We start from the raw sequence: 20,459 nt of genomic DNA, 5'->3' as shown, positions 1-20,459 counted from the left end.
ACAAGGATGAGCTACGGAGTGAAGCTCCACGTCTGGGGCGAGCGGGCGCTGTTCACACGCCCCGAGATGAAGGTGGAAAGGGTTTCGTACGACATCATTACGCCGTCCGCTGCGCGCGGCGTTCTCGAGGCGATCCACTGGAAGCCGGCCATCCGCTGGGTGGTGGACAGCATCCAGATACTCAAACCGGTGCGCTTCGAGTCCATCCGCCGCAACGAGGTCGGCGGCAAGCTATCCGCCGCCAGCGTCGGCAAGGCGATCAAGGCCGGGCGCACGGACGGGCTGGTGAGCTACGTCGAGGACGATCGCCAGCAGCGTGCCGCCACCGTGCTGCGCGACGTGGGCTACGTCATCGCCGCGCATTTCGAGCTCACCGACCAAGCCGGTCCCGAGGACAACGTCGGCAAGCACCTGGATATCTTCAACCGGCGTGCGCGACGCGGGCAGTGCTTCCAGGCGCCGTGCCTTGGCACACGGGAATTCCCGGCCAGTTTCGCCTTGCTTGAAGAAGGCAGCGCGGCACCGGTCTCCGACGCCGCGCTGGCTGGCGAACGCGACCTTGGCTGGATGCTGCACGACATCGACTTCGCCCACGGCATGGCGCCGCGCTTCTTCCGCGCACGCATGGTCGATGGCCGGGTGGACGTACCGCCGTTCGACGGCGAGGAGGTCCGCGCATGATCCTCGCCGCGCTCGATGACTATTATCAACGGCTGCGGGACGACCCGGACTCCGGGATCGCTGCGCCCGGCTACAGCCAGGAGAAAATCGGCTATGCCATCGTGCTTGACCGCGATGGGCAGGTTGTCGACATCAATGACCTGCGCGATGCGAGTGGCAAGAAGCCACTGCCACGTCTGCTCGGCGTGCCTGCGCCGGAAAAGCGTACCGCTGGCATCAAGTCCAACTTTCTTTGGGATAAGACCAGCTACGTTTTCGGCGTCAGCGCCACCAGCAAGCGCAGCAAGCAGGAGCACGCAGCCTTCAAGGCCCTGCACCGGCAGGCACTGGCCTGCAGCGACGATCCCGGCCTGAAGGCACTGCTGGCGTTCCTGGATGGCTGGACTCCAGAAACGTTCCAGAACAACCCAAACTTCGCAAGCCAGGGCGAAGCCTTCCTCGACGCCAACGTGGTGTTCCGGCTGGACGGTGAACGCCAGTACCTGCATGAGAGGCCGGCGGCGCTTGAAGCATGGAGCCGGCTGCGGGATACGAGCGCCGACGGTGTGCAGGGCACCTGCCTGGTGACCGGGCAGCACGCTCCCCTGGCTCGTCTGCATCCGGCAATCAAGGGAGTCAATGGCGCGCAAAGCGCCGGCGCTTCCATCGTCTCGTTCAATCTCGATGCCTTTGCCTCCTACGGCAAGCGCCAGGGCGAAAATGCCCCGGTTTCCGAACAGGCAGCGTTCGCCTACACCACCGCACTCAACCACCTGCTGCGACGGGATACGCACAACCGTCAGCGCCTGCAGATCGGCGACACCACCGTGGTGTTCTGGGCACAGGCCGCCGAAAACGCCGAGGCCGAGGAAGCCGAGGATCTGATGGCTGCGTTTTTCGGCACCCAGGAGACCGACGAACAGGCCACCCAACGGCTGCAGACAGCGCTGGAACAGATCCGTCAGGCACGCCCGCTGCGCGAACTGCCCGGCCACCTGGACGATGGCACCCGAATTTTCGTGCTTGGGCTGGCCCCCAATGCCTCGCGCCTGTCGATCCGCTTCTGGGAGACCGCCACGCTCGACGTCTTCGCCCAGCGGCTGGCCGACCACTACCACGATCTGGCCATGGAACCGGCAGCGTGGAAGCGCACGCCCACACCCCAGTATCTGGCCCTGCAGACCGCACCGGTGTATGGCGAGAAGGGCAAGCCCAAGGCCGAGGACGTCTCGCCATTGCTCGCCGGTGAACTGACCCGCGCCATCCTCACCGGAACACGTTATCCACGCAGCGTACTGGCGGCGATCGTCATGCGCTTCCGCGCCGACGGGCAGATATCGCCGCTGCGCGTAGCGTTGTGCAAAGGGGTCCTGGCACGTTCGGCACGCCTGGACAAGCTACAAGGAATCACATCCAACAAGGGGGAACCACCCGTGAGTCTCGATATCGGCAATACCGATCCCGGCTACCTGCTGGGACGGCTGTTTTCGACGCTGGAGAACCTCCAACGTGCCGCACTTGGCAGTCAGATCAATGCCACCATCCGCGACCGCTACTACGGCGCCGCCTCGGCCACGCCGGCCAGCATCTTCCCGGTGCTGCTGCGCAGTGCGCAGAACCACCTGGGCAAGCTGCGCAAGGAGAGGATCGGCCAGGCCGTGAACCTTGAGAAGGAGATCGGCCAGATCATCGGCCTGCTCGGGCCAAGCTTCCCGCGCAGCCTGTCGATCGAGGAACAGGGCCGCTTCGCCATCGGCTATTACCACCAGACCCAATCCCGGTTTGCCCGCTACAACGAGCAGGACGCCACCGACATCGCATCCGAAGGAGAAGCCGCATGAGTGTCATCAGCCACCGTTACGAGTTCGTCTACCTGTTCGACGTCACCAACGGCAACCCCAATGGCGACCCGGACGCCGGCAACCTGCCGCGCCTGGACCCGGAAACCAACCGCGGCCTGGTCACCGACGTGGCGCTCAAGCGCAAGATCCGCAACTACGTGGCGCTGGAGAAGGAAAAAGAGGCTGGCTATGCGATTTACATGCAAGAAAAAGCAATCCTAAATCAACAACATCAGAAATCCTGGGAAGCTCTCGGCATCCCGCCCGATGCCAAGGACGGCTACAAGAAGCTCCCCAAGGAAGAAGCAAAGGCTCGTGAGCTGACTGCGTGGATGTGCCAGAATTTCTTTGACGTCCGCACCTTCGGAGCAGTGATGACGACCGGCGTCAACACCGGCCAGGTTCGGGGCCCGGTACAACTTGCCTTCGCCACATCCGTTGAGCCGGTGCTGCCTTTGGAAGTATCGATAACCCGGGTAGCTGTCACCACGGAAAAGGAAGCCGAAGCACAAAGTGGCGACAACCGCACCATGGGCCGCAAGCATATCCTGCCCTATGGCCTGTACCAGGTTCATGGCTTCATTTCCGCCAAGCTCGCCGAGCGCACCGGCTTCTCGGAGGACGACCTGCAACTGCTTTGGCGCGCGCTGACCAACCTGTTCGAGCACGACCGCTCCGCTGCCCGTGGCGAGATGGCTGCGCGCAAGCTGATCGTTTTCCAGCACGACCACCCAATGGGCAATGCCCCGGCCCACGTGCTGTTCGACAAGGTGAAAGTGGTGCGCAAGGACGGCCAGGACACTCCTGCGCGCAGCTTTGCCGATTACGTGATCGAGATTGATCGTGACACGTTGCCGGCCGGCGTAAGCCTGACCGAACTGTTCTAGGAACCTGGAGAGCGGGCCCAGTGGACGACGAAGACCTCATCCCGCTCTCCGCCCTCCAGCACTATCTCTACTGCCCGCGCCAATGCGCATTGATTCATCTGGAGCAGCAGTGGGCCGAGAACCGGCAGACGGCCGAAGGCCGCCTGCTGCACGAGCGTGCCGACGTCCCGCAGGCCGAACGCCGGCGGGGCGTGCGAACTGTGACCGCGATGCCGTTGCTGAACCTGGAACTGGGCATCACCGGCAAGGCCGACGTGGTGGAGTTTCACCGCACGGATACCGGCGAACGTGCCTTTCCCGTCGAATACAAGCGCGGCCGCCCCAAGGCACATCGTGCCGACGAAGTGCAACTGTGTGCCGAGGGCCTGTGCCTGGAGGCAATGCTGGGTGCCACCGTCGATGCCGGTGCCCTTTTCTACGGTCAAACGCGGCGCCGCAAGGACGTGGCCTTCGACATGGAACTACGCGAGCTGACCCAGCGCACCATCGCCGACACCCGCGCCATGCTGGCGTCCGGGCAGACGCCATCTGCCCGCTACGAAGCCAAGCGCTGCGATGCATGTTCGCTGCTCGACCTGTGCCAGCCGAAGCTGCTCGGTCGTCGCAGCGTCACTGCCTGGCTGCAGCGGCAACTGCAAGATGGAGACGACTGATCATGCGACGCCAGCTCAACACCCTGTATGCCACCAGCGACGGCGCCTGGCTGCGCAAGGACGGCGCCAATATCGTGATGGAGGTCGAACGACAGGAACGGGCGCGACTGCCGGCACACATGCTCGAGAGCCTTGTCTGCATCGGTCGCGTGGCCGTCTCGCCACAACTGCTCGGCTACTGCGCCGAACAGGGCATCAGCATCTGCTACCTGACACCGCAGGGACGTTTCCTGGCCCGGGTCGAAGGGCCGGTTTCGGGCAATGTGCTGCTGCGCCGCGCCCAGTACCGCGCCAGCGACGACCCGCCACGCTGCGCCGCCATCGTGCGCAACCTGCTCGCCGGCAAGATACACAACCAGCGCGCCGTGCTCGCCCGCGGCTGGCGCGACCATGGCGACAAGCTCACCGACGTCCCCGCGTTCCGGCATGCGCTGCAGCGACTCAAGCGCATCCCGCAGCGGGTGATGCAGGAACAACACAACGTGGACGTGCTGCGCGGACTCGAGGGAGAGGCCGCACAGTCCTACTTCGGCGTGTTCGGGCAACTGATACGCGCCACATCGCCGCTGCTGCACTTCGGCGGCCGCAACCGTCGCCCGCCACGCGACGCCTTCAATGCCCTGCTCTCCTTCCTCTACACGCTACTGACCCACGACTGCCGCTCCGCATTGGAGACCGTTGGCCTGGACCCGGCAGTGGGCTTCCTACACCGCGACCGTCCCGGCCGGCCCAGCCTCGCCCTCGACCTGGCCGAGGAATTTCGCCCGCTACTGGGCGAACGCCTGGCGCTGTCGCTCATCAATCGGCGCCAATTGAACGAACGCGACTTCCAGGTCTTCGATAACGGCGCCGTGCAACTCAAGGACGACGCCCGCAAGACGGTGCTGGTGGCCTACCAGGAGCGCAAGCGCGAGCAGGTACAGCACCCGTTTCTGGACGAGAAGATCGACATTGGTCTGCTGCCGTTCGCTCAGGCACAGTTGCTTGCCCGCCACCTTCGCGGCGATCTTGACGGCTACCCGCCGTTCCTGTGGAAATGACTCGGGAGTCCGCGCCATGATGGTCCTGGTCAGCTACGATGTCAGCACGATCTCCGCTGGCGGGGAGAAACGCCTGCGCAAGGTCGCCAAGGCCTGCCGAGACCTGGGCCAGCGCGTCCAGTACTCGGTATTCGAGATCGAGGTCGAGCCAGCGCAGTGGGTACAACTGCGTCAGCGGCTGTGCGACCTGATCGATCCGGAGGTCGACAGCCTTCGTTTCTACCTCCTCGGCGCGAGATGGGAAGGTCGAGTGGAGCATGTCGGCGCCAAGCCGACCCTGAACCTCAAAGGACCGCTGGTCTTCTGACGCGAACCTCAAGCGACCGGAAAACCTCCGGCAGGTTCGCGCTCCTCCAAGCCATTGATCTGCAATGCAAACCGGGCGTGATCAGGTTCGGCCGTAGGCAAGACACACCGTTTCTCCCGAGGCTCGCGAAAACACGACTTCCCCGCTTGCGAGAACAAGCATTTATGCTGGGGTGGTCGCGCCCCACGCGGGGCGCGTGGATTGAAACTCCAACGCTCCCGGCATCGACGGCGGCGTGCTGACTGGTCGCGCCCCACGCGGGGCGCGTGGATTGAAACCCGAACGGGCTGGTCGATGCCATCGCCTATGCCGTCGCGCCCCACGCGGGGCGCGTGGATTGAAACCTCGTAGTCAGTGCCCCCCATGTCGCCCGCAGCGGTGTCGCGCCCCACGCGGGGCGCGTGGATTGAAACCAGGTCACGGTGTCCGATCACCCTCGCCAGTTCCAGTCGCGCCCCACGCGGGGCGCGTGGATTGAAACGCCTACCAGGGCAGCGGGCGCAAGACGAGGCACACGTCGCGCCCCACGCGGGGCGCGTGGATTGAAACGCCAAGGTCTTCGTCCCAGATCACCGGGTATACAGGTCGCGCCCCACGCGGGGCGCGTGGATTGAAACCCATCGAACTCCTTCGCCACGCGTCGCGTCTGCGCCGTCGCGCCCCACGCGGGGCGCGTGGATTGAAACGATGGCGGCACGATGTACGTTGCGCTCCAGGACGTGTCGCGCCCCACGCGGGGCGCGTGGATTGAAACTCGTACAGGGCCATGAACGGCGCACGATCCTCGCCGTCGCGCCCCACGCGGGGCGCGTGGATTGAAACCAACGAAGCACCCGAGGCCGAGGACTTCGAAACGGGTCGCGCCCCACGCGGGGCGCGTGGATTGAAACCTCTTGCGCTCGGCGTCCGCTTCTTCCCAGCCGGAGTCGCGCCCCACGCGGGGCGCGTGGATTGAAACCCGTATGATGTGCTTGCACCCACTGCAAACCATTGTCGCGCCCCACGCGGGGCGCGTGGATTGAAACTGGTGTCACGGCGAAAATACGGCGAGGGGTGCTGGTCGCGCCCCACGCGGGGCGCGTGGATTGAAACGGGGTCTACGTACCGGCGGCCGGCAACGAGGGAGGTCGCGCCCCACGCGGGGCGCGTGGATTGAAACATCCGCATCATCCACAGCGAGGGCCGGTACTCCATGTCGCGCCCCACGCGGGGCGCGTGGATTGAAACAGGCGTTAGCTGGCAATGGCACAACTCCAAGGCCTGTCGCGCCCCACGCGGGGCGCGTGGATTGAAACCCGGTCCTGCATTGGTCCGATCAAGAATACTGTTGTCGCGCCCCACGCGGGGCGCGTGGATTGAAACGTGCGAGCCATAAGGTCGGATGCGCGCGATGCGGTGGTCGCGCCCCACGCGGGGCGCGTGGATTGAAACCCGCGTGACGTGCTCGGCCCCGACTTCGTGCGAGCGTCGCGCCCCACGCGGGGCGCGTGGATTGAAACCAGGAAGTATTGGTTCTCGAAGTCCCGGACCTGCCGTCGCGCCCCACGCGGGGCGCGTGGATTGAAACATCGAGAGCCGGGCCGGCGCGCTCCAGATCGAGGGGTCGCGCCCCACGCGGGGCGCGTGGATTGAAACCAATACAATTGGTGGATTGGCTCCAATATGGATGGTCGCGCCCCACGCGGGGCGCGTGGATTGAAACTAGGTGGGAAGTATTCACCAGATGGTGAGGATGATGTCGCGCCCCACGCGGGGCGCGTGGATTGAAACTGGCCGAGGCGATGACGGATCTTGGTGCGCCGCCAGTCGCGCCCCACGCGGGGCGCGTGGATTGAAACGTTGCCAGCGCGGCGACGGCGACGATCCAGCCGGTGTCGCGCCCCACGCGGGGCGCGTGGATTGAAACTTCGGTCGGCGCGCAGATGCCCAGCACGTCGCGCAGTCGCGCCCCACGCGGGGCGCGTGGATTGAAACAAGTACCTGCCGGTGTCGATCGAGATCCAGCGCGGTCGCGCCCCACGCGGGGCGCGTGGATTGAAACATCGGTGGCCTGCTGGCCAAGCCGCCGCGCGAGACGTCGCGCCCCACGCGGGGCGCGTGGATTGAAACGATCAAGGCGTGTACTGGCAGCACTGGGATTTCCCGGTCGCGCCCCACGCGGGGCGCGTGGATTGAAACATCGGTGGCCTGCTGGCCAAGCCGCCGCGCGAGACGGTCGCGCCCCACGCGGGGCGCGTGGATTGAAACCGTGGCGGCAAGCCACGCGCCGAGCGCAATCTGCCGGTCGCGCCCCACGCGGGGCGCGTGGATTGAAACGGCCTGGAACCGCTGTCCGCGCTGGCCAGCGACCCGTCGCGCCCCACGCGGGGCGCGTGGATTGAAACGCTGCGAGCGACCTCAACGGCGACGAAACCGCGTAGTCGCGCCCCACGCGGGGCGCGTGGATTGAAACTCGTAAGGCAGAGCCATCACGGAACCTCCGGCGCGTCGCGCCCCACGCGGGGCGCGTGGATTGAAACTCGATTGTGGCAACCATATTGCTGATGTCGTGCGGGTCGCGCCCCACGCGGGGCGCGTGGATTGAAACAAGCATCCCTTCTGCCTTCGCTCGGCAATAGATTGTCGCGCCCCACGCGGGGCGCGTGGATTGAAACGCGCAGCTGGATGTGCAGGCCGCTGGCGATGATGGTCGCGCCCCACGCGGGGCGCGTGGATTGAAACCGGTGCTGGGCCGCCATGGCGCAACGCCGTTGAAAGGTCGCGCCCCACGCGGGGCGCGTGGATTGAAACCAGGTCCTGCGACAGGGCAGCGTACAGGCGGCGGTCGCGCCCCACGCGGGGCGCGTGGATTGAAACCAATGAATCCGTCCAATCCATCATCGGGGCCACGGTCGCGCCCCACGCGGGGCGCGTGGATTGAAACTGTTAAAGTGGACAATCGCAGACGCCCCAGCAGCTGTCGCGCCCCACGCGGGGCGCGTGGATTGAAACTGTTAAAGTGGACAATCGCAGACGCCCCAGCAGCTGTCGCGCCCCACGCGGGGCGCGTGGATTGAAACAACAACTACATCGTCAACCCCGTGGCGCGGGCGGGTCGCGCCCCACGCGGGGCGCGTGGATTGAAACGATAGTGATGCTGCTCATTACCATGCCCCCCAGGTCGCGCCCCACGCGGGGCGCGTGGATTGAAACCCGCTAGTGAATTCGTGCACCTACAGTGATCGGAGGTCGCGCCCCACGCGGGGCGCGTGGATTGAAACCAAACTCCGGCGCTTCGCCGGATGGCCTTATCGGCGTCGCGCCCCACGCGGGGCGCGTGGATTGAAACTGAAAGCATGGAAGATGAGCCAGGAGGCCGGCGATGTCGCGCCCCACGCGGGGCGCGTGGATTGAAACACCATTGCGGGCGTGTACGACGTTCACCCGCAGACCGTCGCGCCCCACGCGGGGCGCGTGGATTGAAACCGCACAGTTGCGCTTACGGTCGTCCTGCGAGCGCGTCGCGCCCCACGCGGGGCGCGTGGATTGAAACCCTAGCGCGTTGGACTAGATCACTCACCACCCACGTCGCGCCCCACGCGGGGCGCGTGGATTGAAACCAGGGCGAACAGGAAGGCAAGGGCGATCCGGTCAGGTCGCGCCCCACGCGGGGCGCGTGGATTGAAACATCCATGGAGCCAATCCTGTGGCATGGCGATAAGGGTCGCGCCCCACGCGGGGCGCGTGGATTGAAACTTCGTTCACCCCTTGAGACGACAAGGAATGAGGATGTCGCGCCCCACGCGGGGCGCGTGGATTGAAACGTCGTGTCGGGCACCGGGCTGTACCAGGTCAGTGGTCGCGCCCCACGCGGGGCGCGTGGATTGAAACTATAACGCCGACGGCAGCATTGCCGCGAATCATGCGTCGCGCCCCACGCGGGGCGCGTGGATTGAAACGCGTGCAGCAAATTGGGGTATGCACCCTTGAAGCGGGTCGCGCCCCACGCGGGGCGCGTGGATTGAAACCATCGCTCGCCTTCCGAAGCCTGCCGACCTGCAGGTCGCGCCCCACGCGGGGCGCGTGGATTGAAACGTCACAGATACTTTCAACATCATTTCGCCCGACGGTCGCGCCCCACGCGGGGCGCGTGGATTGAAACCAGAAAGTCGCTCAGTTTCTCGCTCATTTCCCAGGTCGCGCCCCACGCGGGGCGCGTGGATTGAAACTCGTGATGAACGCAGGCGACCTCGACCGCTTCTGCGTCGCGCCCCACGCGGGGCGCGTGGATTGAAACTGGATGGTCTTGGGTGCAGGTATGGAGTAACTACACGTCGCGCCCCACGCGGGGCGCGTGGATTGAAACCCTCGTTCCCCGTAAGCAATGCGCTCCCGGATGCGGTCGCGCCCCACGCGGGGCGCGTGGATTGAAACGTCAATGCGGTCGAGAGAACGCACGGCGCCGAAGTCGCGCCCCACGCGGGGCGCGTGGATTGAAACCGCTCCGATCATGGCGAGCAGGGAGGATGCGGCGCAGGTCGCGCCCCACGCGGGGCGCGTGGATTGAAACCGATCTTAACGACCGCAGCGCCGCAGCGAACAACGGTCGCGCCCCACGCGGGGCGCGTGGATTGAAACCTCGGATTGACCGGTACGGCTGGGTATGCGGCAGGGTCGCGCCCCACGCGGGGCGCGTGGATTGAAACCGGCACTTGCACAGGGCCACCGCATTCACTGCATGTCGCGCCCCACGCGGGGCGCGTGGATTGAAACACCTCGGCGCTGTTCGCGGTCGCGCGCAAGAACGCGTCGCGCCCCACGCGGGGCGCGTGGATTGAAACTCCGTCATAGTCTCGCAGCCACACAAGTTCGCGGCGTCGCGCCCCACGCGGGGCGCGTGGATTGAAACATGCGCTACTGCGCCGACAACGGCTACACGTACGATGTCGCGCCCCACGCGGGGCGCGTGGATTGAAACTGAGCGTGGCGTGCGCTGGTCGGCCAGGGCGAAGGTCGCGCCCCACGCGGGGCGCGTGGATTGAAACTTCGTAACGGTGGCCAGCCGTTACCGACTAACGGGTCGCGCCCCACGCGGGGCGCGTGGATTGAAACTGTTACCGGACGGCCGCGTAGGTCACCGGTATGCAGTCGCGCCCCACGCGGGGCGCGTGGATTGAAACATGCACTGCGTCACGCGCCCGTTCGTGCGGCAGCTGTCGCGCCCCACGCGGGGCGCGTGGATTGAAACATGCAGGCGGTCGCCAAGATGAACGAGGGAACGGCGGTCGCGCCCCACGCGGGGCGCGTGGATTGAAACATGCACTGCGTCACGCGCCCGTTCGTGCGGCAGCTGTCGCGCCCCACGCGGGGCGCGTGGATTGAAACGCTGCCGACCTGGCCGAGATGCAGGACCAGTTGCCCGTCGCGCCCCACGCGGGGCGCGTGGATTGAAACACTCAGTGCATCCCGGTATCCGCGAAGGCGGGCAGTCGCGCCCCACGCGGGGCGCGTGGATTGAAACCGGCGCAGAGCTTGCGGCCTAGCATCGCGTCCCGGTCGCGCCCCACGCGGGGCGCGTGGATTGAAACTTGTTGCCGCTACTGTCGGCTGGCAGCTTGATCGTCGCGCCCCACGCGGGGCGCGTGGATTGAAACGTTAGGAGCCACTGAGAATGCCGAGCTTTCTGGAGGTCGCGCCCCACGCGGGGCGCGTGGATTGAAACAGCAGGGTGCCGACTTGGATCGGCTTGAGAAGCTGTCGCGCCCCACGCGGGGCGCGTGGATTGAAACAGCCATAGGAGTGACTGCCATGTCATACGCGCCAGCCAGTCGCGCCCCACGCGGGGCGCGTGGATTGAAACGATCTTCGCGAAGCGGCCCGCGTGCAGCTCAAGGGTCGCGCCCCACGCGGGGCGCGTGGATTGAAACGTGCGCAGGGGGGCTTGGTAATGAGCAGCATCACTGTCGCGCCCCACGCGGGGCGCGTGGATTGAAACCTGAACTGGCGAATCGCAATCCGTGCCATCGCCGCGGTCGCGCCCCACGCGGGGCGCGTGGATTGAAACATTCAAGCCGACGCCTTCATCGCGGCGTCGATTGCGTCGCGCCCCACGCGGGGCGCGTGGATTGAAACTTCGGCATTGCTTTGACCGTCTTTGCCACCATCCCAGTCGCGCCCCACGCGGGGCGCGTGGATTGAAACGCGTGCCGCAGCCGCAATACCAGCGGCACGCTGTCGTCGCGCCCCACGCGGGGCGCGTGGATTGAAACCCCCAGGCCCTCGTCCCATATGATCGGATAGACGGGTCGCGCCCCACGCGGGGCGCGTGGATTGAAACTCGCCCTTGGCGCGCTCGGCCTCCAGCGCCTTGGCGTCGCGCCCCACGCGGGGCGCGTGGATTGAAACCACGCCCTCTGGACCAGCACCGGCGGCGACTGGGGTCGCGCCCCACGCGGGGCGCGTGGATTGAAACTGGGCACAACGGCTTGTTGTGCTTGTGCCATTCGGGTCGCGCCCCACGCGGGGCGCGTGGATTGAAACTTCATGTCAGGCCCTAAAAAGGAATCGAATCAAGGTCGCGCCCCACGCGGGGCGCGTGGATTGAAACACCGGCCTGGCAGCCAAGGGCCGCGGCATCGCCCGGTCGCGCCCCACGCGGGGCGCGTGGATTGAAACAACACGACGGGCACGAGTACGAGATCCAGGCGGTTGTCGCGCCCCACGCGGGGCGCGTGGATTGAAACTGCGGAGGGCCGACGAGCGTGCACTGTGTGAGCGCGTCGCGCCCCACGCGGGGCGCGTGGATTGAAACTTCCGTCCAATACTGCCGGATGCGATTCCATGCGGGTCGCGCCCCACGCGGGGCGCGTGGATTGAAACAAGGCCATGGCCCTCGCTGTCGTGGACAAGGGCGAGGTCGCGCCCCACGCGGGGCGCGTGGATTGAAACATGCTGCCCGAATCCTGCGCAGGACGATAGTGATGGTCGCGCCCCACGCGGGGCGCGTGGATTGAAACTTTGCGCAACTTGAGATTGCCGGCAGCAAGATCAGGTCGCGCCCCACGCGGGGCGCGTGGATTGAAACGCGTTTGCCGGCTTACAGGATCACACGGCAGACAGGTCGCGCCCCACGCGGGGCGCGTGGATTGAAACACGCCAGCCTCTGGTCTCGGTCGATGGCTGCCAGGTCGCGCCCCACGCGGGGCGCGTGGATTGAAACGACGTAGTGGACGCGGTGGTGGGCGTCATCGCAATGTCGCGCCCCACGCGGGGCGCGTGGATTGAAACGATTAGTGCCGGCTTGGTCACACCCCGCCGGCGGGTCGCGCCCCACGCGGGGCGCGTGGATTGAAACTTCACCCCGACGCCAGGGGGCTGGACGCAGAAGCGGTCGCGCCCCACGCGGGGCGCGTGGATTGAAACCTCCGCCCGTCTCTTGCACTCGTCCAGGTCCGTAGTCGCGCCCCACGCGGGGCGCGTGGATTGAAACGCCATGTATCGGCTGATCCTGTGTGGGGATCGCGGTCGCGCCCCACGCGGGGCGCGTGGATTGAAACGTGCTCGGTGACCTCGGCATTGAGCGACAGCAGCGCGTCGCGCCCCACGCGGGGCGCGTGGATTGAAACCACAACCCATCCGAGATCCTCACACGCATACGCATGTCGCGCCCCACGCGGGGCGCGTGGATTGAAACTCGCAGACCCCGCACATCGCGCAGGTCTACGTGGGTCGCGCCCCACGCGGGGCGCGTGGATTGAAACGTCTTGAACAGCTCGTCGGCGGTCAGCAGGCCCGTCGCGCCCCACGCGGGGCGCGTGGATTGAAACCATATTGTTGTAAAGGCGGTGGTGGGATGAGCGAGGTCGCGCCCCACGCGGGGCGCGTGGATTGAAACTCTGCCGCCGGGGCTGCCCTTGCCCTTGTCCTGGTCGCGCCCCACGCGGGGCGCGTGGATTGAAACACCTACTACCCGGGCGCTGAGAACTGGGCCAACGTGTCGCGCCCCACGCGGGGCGCGTGGATTGAAACAAGCAAGCCGCGCGCAATCTTGAGATGGCCCTTTCGTCGCGCCCCACGCGGGGCGCGTGGATTGAAACCTGACCACGGCGCAGCTTGCACGGGTCGATGCGCTGTCGCGCCCCACGCGGGGCGCGTGGATTGAAACATCGTCATCCCGCGGGCCCATGTCGCAGCGCTGATGTCGCGCCCCACGCGGGGCGCGTGGATTGAAACGAGAGAGAACAGCACCCACCATTGCCGCACCGCTGGTCGCGCCCCACGCGGGGCGCGTGGATTGAAACCAATTGGTTCGCGGCGGAGCGAACGCCCCGCGCCCAGTCGCGCCCCACGCGGGGCGCGTGGATTGAAACCATGTCCAGCGCCGTGGCCAGCGCCATCACCCGGAGTCGCGCCCCACGCGGGGCGCGTGGATTGAAACCAGTCCTCCGCGGCGACGCGATCCTTGATGTACGCGTCGTGCCCCACGCGGGGCGCGTGGATTGAAATGCCCACAAGATCGCGGGGTTCGAAGCTGAGCGCGCGTGGATTGAAACGGCTTCTACCACGCGCTGGCCGCGGTCGAGTGGCGTCGCGCCCTCACGGGCGCGTGAAACATCTCTGCGACCTTGAGCTACGTGTCCACGGGCGCCAAGCTTGAAACTGACCGAAGAGACCGCGAACCATAGGAGATGATGGTCGCACCCTCATGGCGTTGGCTAAACCCGCGTGCGCTCCGCAATGGCATCGAAGATGGTGCGCCCGGAGGGATTCGAACCCCCGACCAATGGCTTCGGAAGCCACTACTCTATCCGGCTGAGCTACGGGCGCGTAGGACACGCATTCTAGCGGCAAACGCGGCGCAGGTCTGCCCCCGTGGACGAGTCCGGAGGGACTGCTACCCTTTTGCCATGCCCATCCCCTCCGCCCTGCCCGCCGCCCCGCGCTGGCGCCTCTACTGGAAACTGATGCGCGCCGACCGCCCGATCGGCACGTTGCTGCTGCTGTGGCCCACCTGGTGGGCGCTGTGGCTGGCCGCCGACGGGCTGCCGCCGCCGTGGACGCTGTTCGTGTTCACCGCGGGGGTATGGCTGACCCGCTCGGCCGGCTGCGTGGTCAACGACTACGCCGACCGCTGGCTGGATCCGCATGTCGAACGCACGCGCGAACGCCCGCTCGCCACCGGCGCGGTGTCCGGGCGCGAGGCGCTGGCCCTGTTCGCCGCGCTGATGCTGGCGGCATTCGCGCTGGTGCTGACGATGAATGGGCTGACCATCGCGATGAGCGTGGTCGGCTTGTTCCTGGCCGCGAGCTATCCGTACCTGAAGCGCTATACCCACCTGCCCCAGGTGTACCTGGGGATGGCCTTCGGCTGGGCCATCCCGATGGCCTTCGCGGCCGTGCAGGGCCACGTGCCGGCGCTGGGCTGGCTGCTGTACGTGGCCAACATCCTGTGGTCGACCGCCTACGACACCTGGTACGCGATGGTCGATCGCGAGGACGACATCCGCATGGGCTCGCGTTCCACCGCGATCCTGTTCGGCGAGATGGACCTGGTGATCCAGGCGGTGCTGTACGCGCTGGTGCTGCTGGCGCTGGCGCTGGTGGGCCAGCGCGCCAGCCTCGGCCCGGCGTACTGGGCCGGGCTGGTGGTGGCCGCCGTGCTGGTGGCGTGGGAATTCCGCATGGCCCGCCAGCGCCAGCGCGAGGCCTGCTTCCGCGCCTTCCTGCACAACAACTGGGTGGGCATGGCGGTGTTCGCCGGCATCGCCGCGGCGACGATGCTGCGCTGAGCCGCGCCCGGGCCTAGACCAAGGTTCAGCAGACGTCCCCGCGCGCATTGCGCAGAATCCCGGCTTCCGCAACCGGGAGGAGAGACCCATGCAGACCGAAGCACCCAGCGGCAACGGCTGGATGGCGCGCGCGGCATTGCGCTGCGCGGCCTGGGCCGAAAGGTGGTTCCCCGACGCCTACATCTTCGCCGTGCTCGGCGTGGTGATCGTGGCGCTGGCCGCCATGGGGTTCGGCGCCACCCCGGCCGCGACCGCAGACGCCTTCGGCGAGGGCTTCTGGAGCCTGATCCCCTTCACCATGCAGATGGCATTCGTGGTCATCGGCGGCTACGCGGTGGCCACCGCGCCGGTGGTGGCGCGCTTCATCGACCTGCTGGCGCGGGTGCCCCGGACCGGACGCGGCGCGGTGGTGTACGTGGGCCTGGTCAGCATGCTGGCCTCGCTGCTGAGCTGGGGCTTCTCGCTGGTGTTCGGCGGCCTGCTGGTACGGGCGCTGGCGCGGCGCGAGGACCTGCGCATGGACTACCGCGCCGCCGGCGCCGCCGCCTACCTCGGCCTGGGTGCGGTCTGGGCGATGGGCCTGAGTTCCTCGGCCGCGCAGCTGCAGGCCAACCCGGCCAGCATGCCGCCGGGGCTGCTGCCGATCACCGGCGTGCTGCCGTTCACCGAGACCATCTTCCTGTGGCAGTCGATCCTGCTCACCGCGATCCTGATCCTGGTCTCGCTGGCGATCGCCTGGCTGACCGCGCCGAGCGGCAGTGCGGCGCGCACCGCCAGGGACTTCGGCCAGGCGACGGGCGCGGCGGCGGCGCCACCGGCGCGGCGTACCCGCCCGGGCGAATGGCTCGAGTACAGCCCGCTGCTGACCGTGCTGCTGTCGCTGCTGGCCTTCGGCTGGCTGTTCGCCGAGTTCGCGCGCAAGCCGGCGGTCACCGCCATCGCCAGCCTCAACACCTACAACTTCCTGTTCATCTCGCTGGGCCTGCTGCTGCACTGGCGCCCGCGCAGCTTCCTCGACGCGGTGGCCAAGGCAGTGCCGAGCACGACCGGGGTGCTGATCCAGTTCCCGCTGTACGGCGGCATCGCGATGATCCTGACCCACGCCGGCGGCGCCGACGGGGTCACGCTCTCGCACCGGCTGTCCGAGCTGTTCGTCAAGGTGGCCACCACCGACACCTTCGCCCTGGTGATGGGCGTGTACTCGGCGGTGCTGGGCTTCTTCGTGCCCTCCGGCGGCGGCAAGTGGCTGGTGGAGGCGCCCTACGTGATGCAGGCGGCCAACGAGCTGCACGCGCACCTGGGCTGGGCGGTGCAGGTCTACAACGCGGCCGAGGCGCTGCCCAACCTGATCAACCCGTTCTGGATGCTGCCGCTGCTGGGCGTGCTGGGGCTGAAGGCGCGCGACATCGTCGGCTTCACCTTCATGCAGTTGCTGGTGCACATCCCGCTGGTGCTGGGCCTGCTGTGGCTGCTGGGCATGACCCTGACCTACGTGCCGCCGGTGATGCCGGCGATGCCGTAGCCCGGACGGAAGCGGCAAACGAACGAAGGCCCGCGCGGCCAGACCGCGCGGGCCTTCTCATGCGGCAATCGTGCAGGCGGTCTACACCGGCTTGAACAGCTTGCGCACCTTGAAGCCGCCGACGATCTGCAGCACGCCGTAGACCAGCGCGCCGACGCCGATCCAGATCATCATGGTCAGCAGACCGGCGATCGGGAAGACCGCGATCAGCACGCCCAGCACGATGGCCAGCACGCCGGACAGCGCGATCAGCCACTCGCCCTGGATCTCCCGGCGCACGCGGATGGCGAACACGATGCGGAAGATGCCGGCCACCACCAGCCAGGCCGCCAGCAGCAGCAACAGCGCCCCGGCGGTCGCCACCGGGTAGAGCACGGCGAGCACGCCGAACACGATCGACGCCAGCGCATACAGCGCCAGCCAGCCCTTGGACACGCCGGCGTCGCGACTGAACAGCGCGACCACGCTGATCACGCCTTCCACCAGGGCCATGATGCCGAAGGCCCAGGCCAGGGCCACGCCGGCCTGGAACGGCTGGACGATGGCGATCACTCCGAAGATCACCGAAATCACGCCGTACACCACCAGCACCCACCAGCTGCGTCCGACGCTGGCCAGCAATCCCGTACTCATTGGCTCCACTCCTGGTTGGGGGTCATCGCCCCGTCCGCGGCATGATCGCCCCCCGTGGCGTCAACGGGCCGTGCATGGTCACGGCACCCGCGCGCAGACCCAGGCGTCGACCCGGGCGACCCCGGCACGGCGCAGCGCACGGGCGGCGGCGTGGACGGTGGCCCCGGTGGTCATCACGTCGTCGACCAGCGCCACGTGCGCGGGCAGCGGCGCGGCCGCCGCGAAGGCGCCGTGCAGGTTGCCGCGGCGACGGGCGGCATCCAGCCCGGACTGGGCCTCGGTGGCGCGCACCCGCCGCAGCCCCGCCAGGCACGGCAGCGCCAGCGCGCGGGCCAGCGGCCGCGCCAGCTCCAGGGCCTGGTCGTAGCCGCGGGCGCGCAGGCGGCTGCGGTGCAGCGGCATCGGCACCAGTGCCTGCGGGCGCGGCCAGTCGCCGGCGGCCCGGGCCATCGTGGCCGCCAGGGCGCGGCCGGCAGCCAGGTCGCCGTGGAACTTGAAGCGGCGCGCCAGGCGGTCCACCGGGGCGGCATAGACGAACGCGGCCCGCACCGCCTGCAGCGGTGGCGGACGGCGCAGGCACTGGCCGCACGGCACCGTCGCATCGCTCCCGGCCGGCAGCGGCAGCGCGCACTGCGGACAGGCGGGCCCGGACCGCGGCAAGGCGGCCTCGCAGGCCATACACAGGCCCTGCGGCCCGGCGCCGGCGTCGCAGACCACGCAGCGTGGCGGCAGCAGCCAGTGGCCCAGCCGGCCCGCCCATCCGTAAACCTTCATGAAATGCATGTTGTTGACAGGGATCGGCATGCTGTCCAGACTGCCGCGCGCTTCCCGCCGCCGCCGTCAGGAGAACCCCATGCCTGCTGTCATCCGCCACGACTGGCGTGCCGAGGAACTGCACGCGCTGTTCGACCTGCCGCTGACCGAGCTGCTGTACCGCGCCGCCGGCGTGCACCGCGAGCACTTCGACCCGGGCGAGGTGCAGGTCTCCACCCTGCTGTCGGTCAAGACCGGCGGCTGCCCGGAGGACTGCGCCTACTGCCCGCAGGCGCAGCGCTACGACACCGGCGTCGGCGCGCAGAAGCTGATGGAGACCGAGGCGGTGGTGGCCAGGGCGCGCCAGGCCAAGGCCGCCGGCGCCTCGCGCTTCTGCATGGGCGCGGCGTGGCGCTCGCCCAAGGACCGCGACATCCCCAAGGTGGCGGCGATGATCCGCGAGGTGAAGGCGCTGGGCCTGGAGACCTGCGCCACCCTGGGCATGCTCGACGACGGCCAGGCGCGCGCGCTCAAGGACGCCGGGCTGGACTACTACAACCACAACCTCGACACCGCGCCGGACTACTACGACGCGATCATCCACACCCGCCAGTACCAGGACCGGCTGGACACGCTCGAGCGCGTGCGCGATGCCGGGCTGAAGACCTGCTGCGGCGGCATCGTCGGCATGGGCGAGACCCGCGCGCACCGCGTCGGCCTGCTGCTGGCGCTGGCTAACCTGCCGGCGCATCCGGACTCGGTGCCGATCAACCGGCTGGTGCAGGTGGCCGGCACGCCGCTGCACGGCGCCGCCGAGCTGGACCCGTTCGAGTTCGTGCGCATGATCGCGGTGGCGCGCATCGCCATGCCGGCCTCGATGGTGCGGCTGTCGGCCGGGCGCGAGGCGATGAGCGACGAGCTGCAGGCGCTGTGCTTCCTGGCCGGCGCCAACTCGATCTTCTACGGCGAGAAGCTGCTGACCACCGGCAACCCGGACACCGAACGCGACCTGGCGCTGTTCGCGCGCCTGGGCCTGCGGCCGATGCAGGTGACGGTGGACGCCGGCGAGCACGACCACCCGCACACCGTCCACGCCGACATCACCGCCCCCGGTCCCAGCACCCGCGCCGCCTGACCGTCCGTCGCGGCCCCGGTCCGCGCTGCTACGCTACGCGTCCCCCGCCCCGGACAGGACGCCATGGCACGCGCCGATCTGCACGACCGCATCCAGGCCGAACGCCGCCTGCGCACCGCGCTCGGCCGCGCCGGCGCCCCCGCCCCGGTCGAGCGCCGCGACGGCACGCGCGTGCAGGTCGGCGGGCGCTGGCTGGCCGGCTTCAGCGGCCACGACTACCTCGGCCTGGCGCAGCAGTTCGAGGTCGCCGCGGCGCTGCAGGACACCGCCGCGCGCGAAGGCGTCGGCGCCGGGGGAACCCCGGCCGCCGGCATCCGCCACGCGCTGCACGTGCAGCTCGAGCGCGAGATCGCCGACTGGCTGGAATACCCGGCCGCCCTGCTGTTCGCCGATGCGTACCTGGCCAACCTCGCCGTGCAGCAGGCACTGCTGGGCGAGGAAGGCGACGTGTGCGTGCACGACCGCCTCAACCGCCCCAGCCTGTTCGATGCCACGCGCCTGGCCGGATGCCGGCTGCGCCGCTACCCGCATCGCGATCCGGAAGGTGCGCTGCGCCAGCTGGAACTGGCCGGCACCGGGGCCGCGCTGCTGGCCAGCGAGGGCGTGTTCGCCATCGACGGCGAGATCGCGCCGTTGCGCGCGCTGACCCTGGCCGGGCAGATGCAGCGCGCGCTGGTCTACGTGGACGATGCCCACGGCATCGGCGTGCTCGGCCCGCAGGGCCGCGGCAGCGTCGCCGACGCCGGCCTGGGCGTGGCCCAGGTGCCGCTGCTGGGGATCGCGCTGGATACCGCGCTGGGGGGCGCGGGCGCGGTGGTGGTCGGCGAGAGCGCGCTGATCGAGCACCTGGCCGAGACCGCGCGGCCATGGCTGCTCGGCGGCGCCCCCGCGCTGCCGATGGCCGCGGCCATGCGCGTCGCGGTGCGCCTGGCCCGCCGCGACGACTGGCGCCGCGAGCGCCTGGCCGAGCGCATCGCCGGCTTCCGCCGCCATGCCCAGCGCCTGGGCCTGCGGACCGCGGCGGGCGACACCCCGATCCAGCTGCTGGCCTTCGGCGACGAAGCGCGGCCGGACGCGATCGCCGCGCAGCTGGACGAGGCGGGTTACCGCGTCACCGCGATGCGGCCGCCGGCGGTACCCGAAGGGCACGCCCGCCTGCGCATCACCCTGTCCGCCCTGCACACCGAGGAACAGGTGGCGGGCCTGGCGGAGGCGATCGCCCGGGTCCGCGACCGCCTGCCGCTCGCCGCGGCCGGCTGAG

At 68.4% G+C, this 20,459-nt stretch carries 12 protein-coding genes, 1 tRNA gene and 1 CRISPR repeat array; of the genes, 10 read left to right on the top strand and 3 right to left on the bottom strand.

Going from position 1 to position 20,459, the window contains the following annotated elements; genetic code table 11:
* Window positions 1–6: 6 nt before the first annotated feature.
* Genes cas5c through cas2 form a run of 6 tightly spaced genes read left to right on the top strand, consistent with a single transcriptional unit; the run spans window position 7 to window position 5,388 of the window.
* The gene (gene cas5c, locus BN3794_RS01560) at window positions 7–681 is read left to right on the top strand and encodes a type I-C CRISPR-associated protein Cas5c (protein ID WP_066092344.1); all 675 of its coding nucleotides are present in this window, start codon (window positions 7–9) and stop codon (window positions 679–681) included.
* Window positions 678–2,501: a type I-C CRISPR-associated protein Cas8c/Csd1 gene (cas8c, locus tag BN3794_RS01555; RefSeq protein WP_066092341.1), complete on the top strand. Its 1,824-nt coding sequence runs from the start codon at window positions 678–680 to the stop codon at window positions 2,499–2,501. The genes cas5c and cas8c overlap by 4 nt, the downstream gene beginning before the upstream one ends.
* Window positions 2,498–3,388, top strand: a complete 891-nt coding sequence (cas7c, locus tag BN3794_RS01550; RefSeq protein ID WP_066092338.1) for a type I-C CRISPR-associated protein Cas7/Csd2 — start codon at window positions 2,498–2,500, stop codon at window positions 3,386–3,388. Before cas8c ends, cas7c begins: the two co-directional genes overlap by 4 nt.
* Before the next feature lie 20 nt (window positions 3,389–3,408).
* Complete coding sequence (cas4, locus tag BN3794_RS01545; protein ID WP_066092335.1) at window positions 3,409–4,041, top strand: CRISPR-associated protein Cas4; 633 nt, start codon at window positions 3,409–3,411, stop codon at window positions 4,039–4,041.
* A 2-nt stretch (window positions 4,042–4,043) separates the two neighbouring features.
* A complete protein-coding gene (gene cas1c / locus BN3794_RS01540; RefSeq protein WP_066092332.1) occupies window positions 4,044–5,081 on the top strand; it encodes a type I-C CRISPR-associated endonuclease Cas1c in 1,038 nt (345 codons plus the stop codon).
* Between the two features lie 16 nt (window positions 5,082–5,097).
* Window positions 5,098–5,388, top strand: a complete 291-nt coding sequence (gene cas2, locus BN3794_RS01535) for a CRISPR-associated endonuclease Cas2 (protein WP_066092329.1) — start codon at window positions 5,098–5,100, stop codon at window positions 5,386–5,388.
* Window positions 5,389–5,563: 175 nt separating this feature from the next.
* A CRISPR array of direct repeats spans window positions 5,564–13,872; the repeat unit is 33 nt; unit sequence GTCGCGCCCCACGCGGGGCGCGTGGATTGAAAC.
* Window positions 13,873–14,116: 244 nt separating this feature from the next.
* Here cas2 and BN3794_RS01530 read toward each other — a convergent pair.
* Window positions 14,117–14,193 (bottom strand) — tRNA-Arg (locus BN3794_RS01530).
* 80 nt (window positions 14,194–14,273) lie between these two features.
* On the opposite strand from BN3794_RS01530, the gene ubiA reads away from it, so the two are divergent.
* Window positions 14,274–15,155 (top strand): 4-hydroxybenzoate octaprenyltransferase, encoded by an 882-nt coding sequence (ubiA, locus tag BN3794_RS01525; RefSeq protein WP_066092326.1) that lies wholly within the window; start codon window positions 14,274–14,276, stop codon window positions 15,153–15,155.
* Window positions 15,156–15,276: 121 nt separating this feature from the next.
* The gene (locus tag BN3794_RS01520; protein ID WP_066092491.1) at window positions 15,277–16,677 is read left to right on the top strand and encodes a short-chain fatty acid transporter; all 1,401 of its coding nucleotides are present in this window, start codon (window positions 15,277–15,279) and stop codon (window positions 16,675–16,677) included.
* An 81-nt stretch (window positions 16,678–16,758) separates the two neighbouring features.
* Here the strand turns inward: BN3794_RS01520 and BN3794_RS01515 are convergent, their stop codons facing one another.
* Together BN3794_RS01515 and BN3794_RS01510 are read right to left on the bottom strand one after the other, a co-directional pair.
* Window positions 16,759–17,310 (bottom strand): HdeD family acid-resistance protein, encoded by a 552-nt coding sequence (locus BN3794_RS01515; protein WP_066092323.1) that lies wholly within the window; start codon window positions 17,308–17,310, stop codon window positions 16,759–16,761.
* A gap of 78 nt (window positions 17,311–17,388) precedes the next feature.
* Window positions 17,389–18,114, bottom strand: a complete 726-nt coding sequence (locus BN3794_RS01510; protein ID WP_066092320.1) for a double zinc ribbon domain-containing protein — start codon at window positions 18,112–18,114, stop codon at window positions 17,389–17,391.
* Window positions 18,115–18,163: 49 nt separating this feature from the next.
* Between BN3794_RS01510 and bioB the strand changes: the two genes are divergently transcribed.
* Both bioB and BN3794_RS01500 read left to right on the top strand, forming a co-directional pair.
* Window positions 18,164–19,198, top strand: a complete 1,035-nt coding sequence (bioB, locus tag BN3794_RS01505) for a biotin synthase BioB (RefSeq protein WP_066092317.1) — start codon at window positions 18,164–18,166, stop codon at window positions 19,196–19,198.
* A 63-nt stretch (window positions 19,199–19,261) separates the two neighbouring features.
* Complete coding sequence (locus BN3794_RS01500) at window positions 19,262–20,458, top strand: aminotransferase class I/II-fold pyridoxal phosphate-dependent enzyme (RefSeq protein WP_066092314.1); 1,197 nt, start codon at window positions 19,262–19,264, stop codon at window positions 20,456–20,458.
* Window position 20,459 lies beyond the last annotated feature (1 nt).

Origin of the sequence: Xanthomonas massiliensis, assembly GCF_900018785.1 — a bacterium.
GTDB lineage: Bacteria > Pseudomonadota > Gammaproteobacteria > Xanthomonadales > Xanthomonadaceae > Xanthomonas_B > Xanthomonas_B massiliensis.
This window is presented reverse-complemented; position numbering and strand designations above follow the sequence as displayed.

Coding starts and splice junctions, on each gene's coding strand:
- cas5c (WP_066092344.1), top strand. CDS start 7: ATGAGCTACGGAGTGAAGCTCCACGTCTGGGGCGAGCGGGCGCTGTTC.
- cas8c (WP_066092341.1), top strand. CDS start 678: ATGATCCTCGCCGCGCTCGATGACTATTATCAACGGCTGCGGGACGAC.
- cas7c (WP_066092338.1), top strand. CDS start 2,498: ATGAGTGTCATCAGCCACCGTTACGAGTTCGTCTACCTGTTCGACGTC.
- cas1c (WP_066092332.1), top strand. CDS start 4,044: ATGCGACGCCAGCTCAACACCCTGTATGCCACCAGCGACGGCGCCTGG.
- cas2 (WP_066092329.1), top strand. CDS start 5,098: ATGATGGTCCTGGTCAGCTACGATGTCAGCACGATCTCCGCTGGCGGG.
- ubiA (WP_066092326.1), top strand. CDS start 14,274: ATGCCCATCCCCTCCGCCCTGCCCGCCGCCCCGCGCTGGCGCCTCTAC.
- BN3794_RS01520 (WP_066092491.1), top strand. CDS start 15,277: ATGGCGCGCGCGGCATTGCGCTGCGCGGCCTGGGCCGAAAGGTGGTTC.
- BN3794_RS01515 (WP_066092323.1), bottom strand. CDS start 17,310: ATGAGTACGGGATTGCTGGCCAGCGTCGGACGCAGCTGGTGGGTGCTG.
- BN3794_RS01510 (WP_066092320.1), bottom strand. CDS start 18,114: ATGCCGATCCCTGTCAACAACATGCATTTCATGAAGGTTTACGGATGG.
- bioB (WP_066092317.1), top strand. CDS start 18,164: ATGCCTGCTGTCATCCGCCACGACTGGCGTGCCGAGGAACTGCACGCG.
- BN3794_RS01500 (WP_066092314.1), top strand. CDS start 19,262: ATGGCACGCGCCGATCTGCACGACCGCATCCAGGCCGAACGCCGCCTG.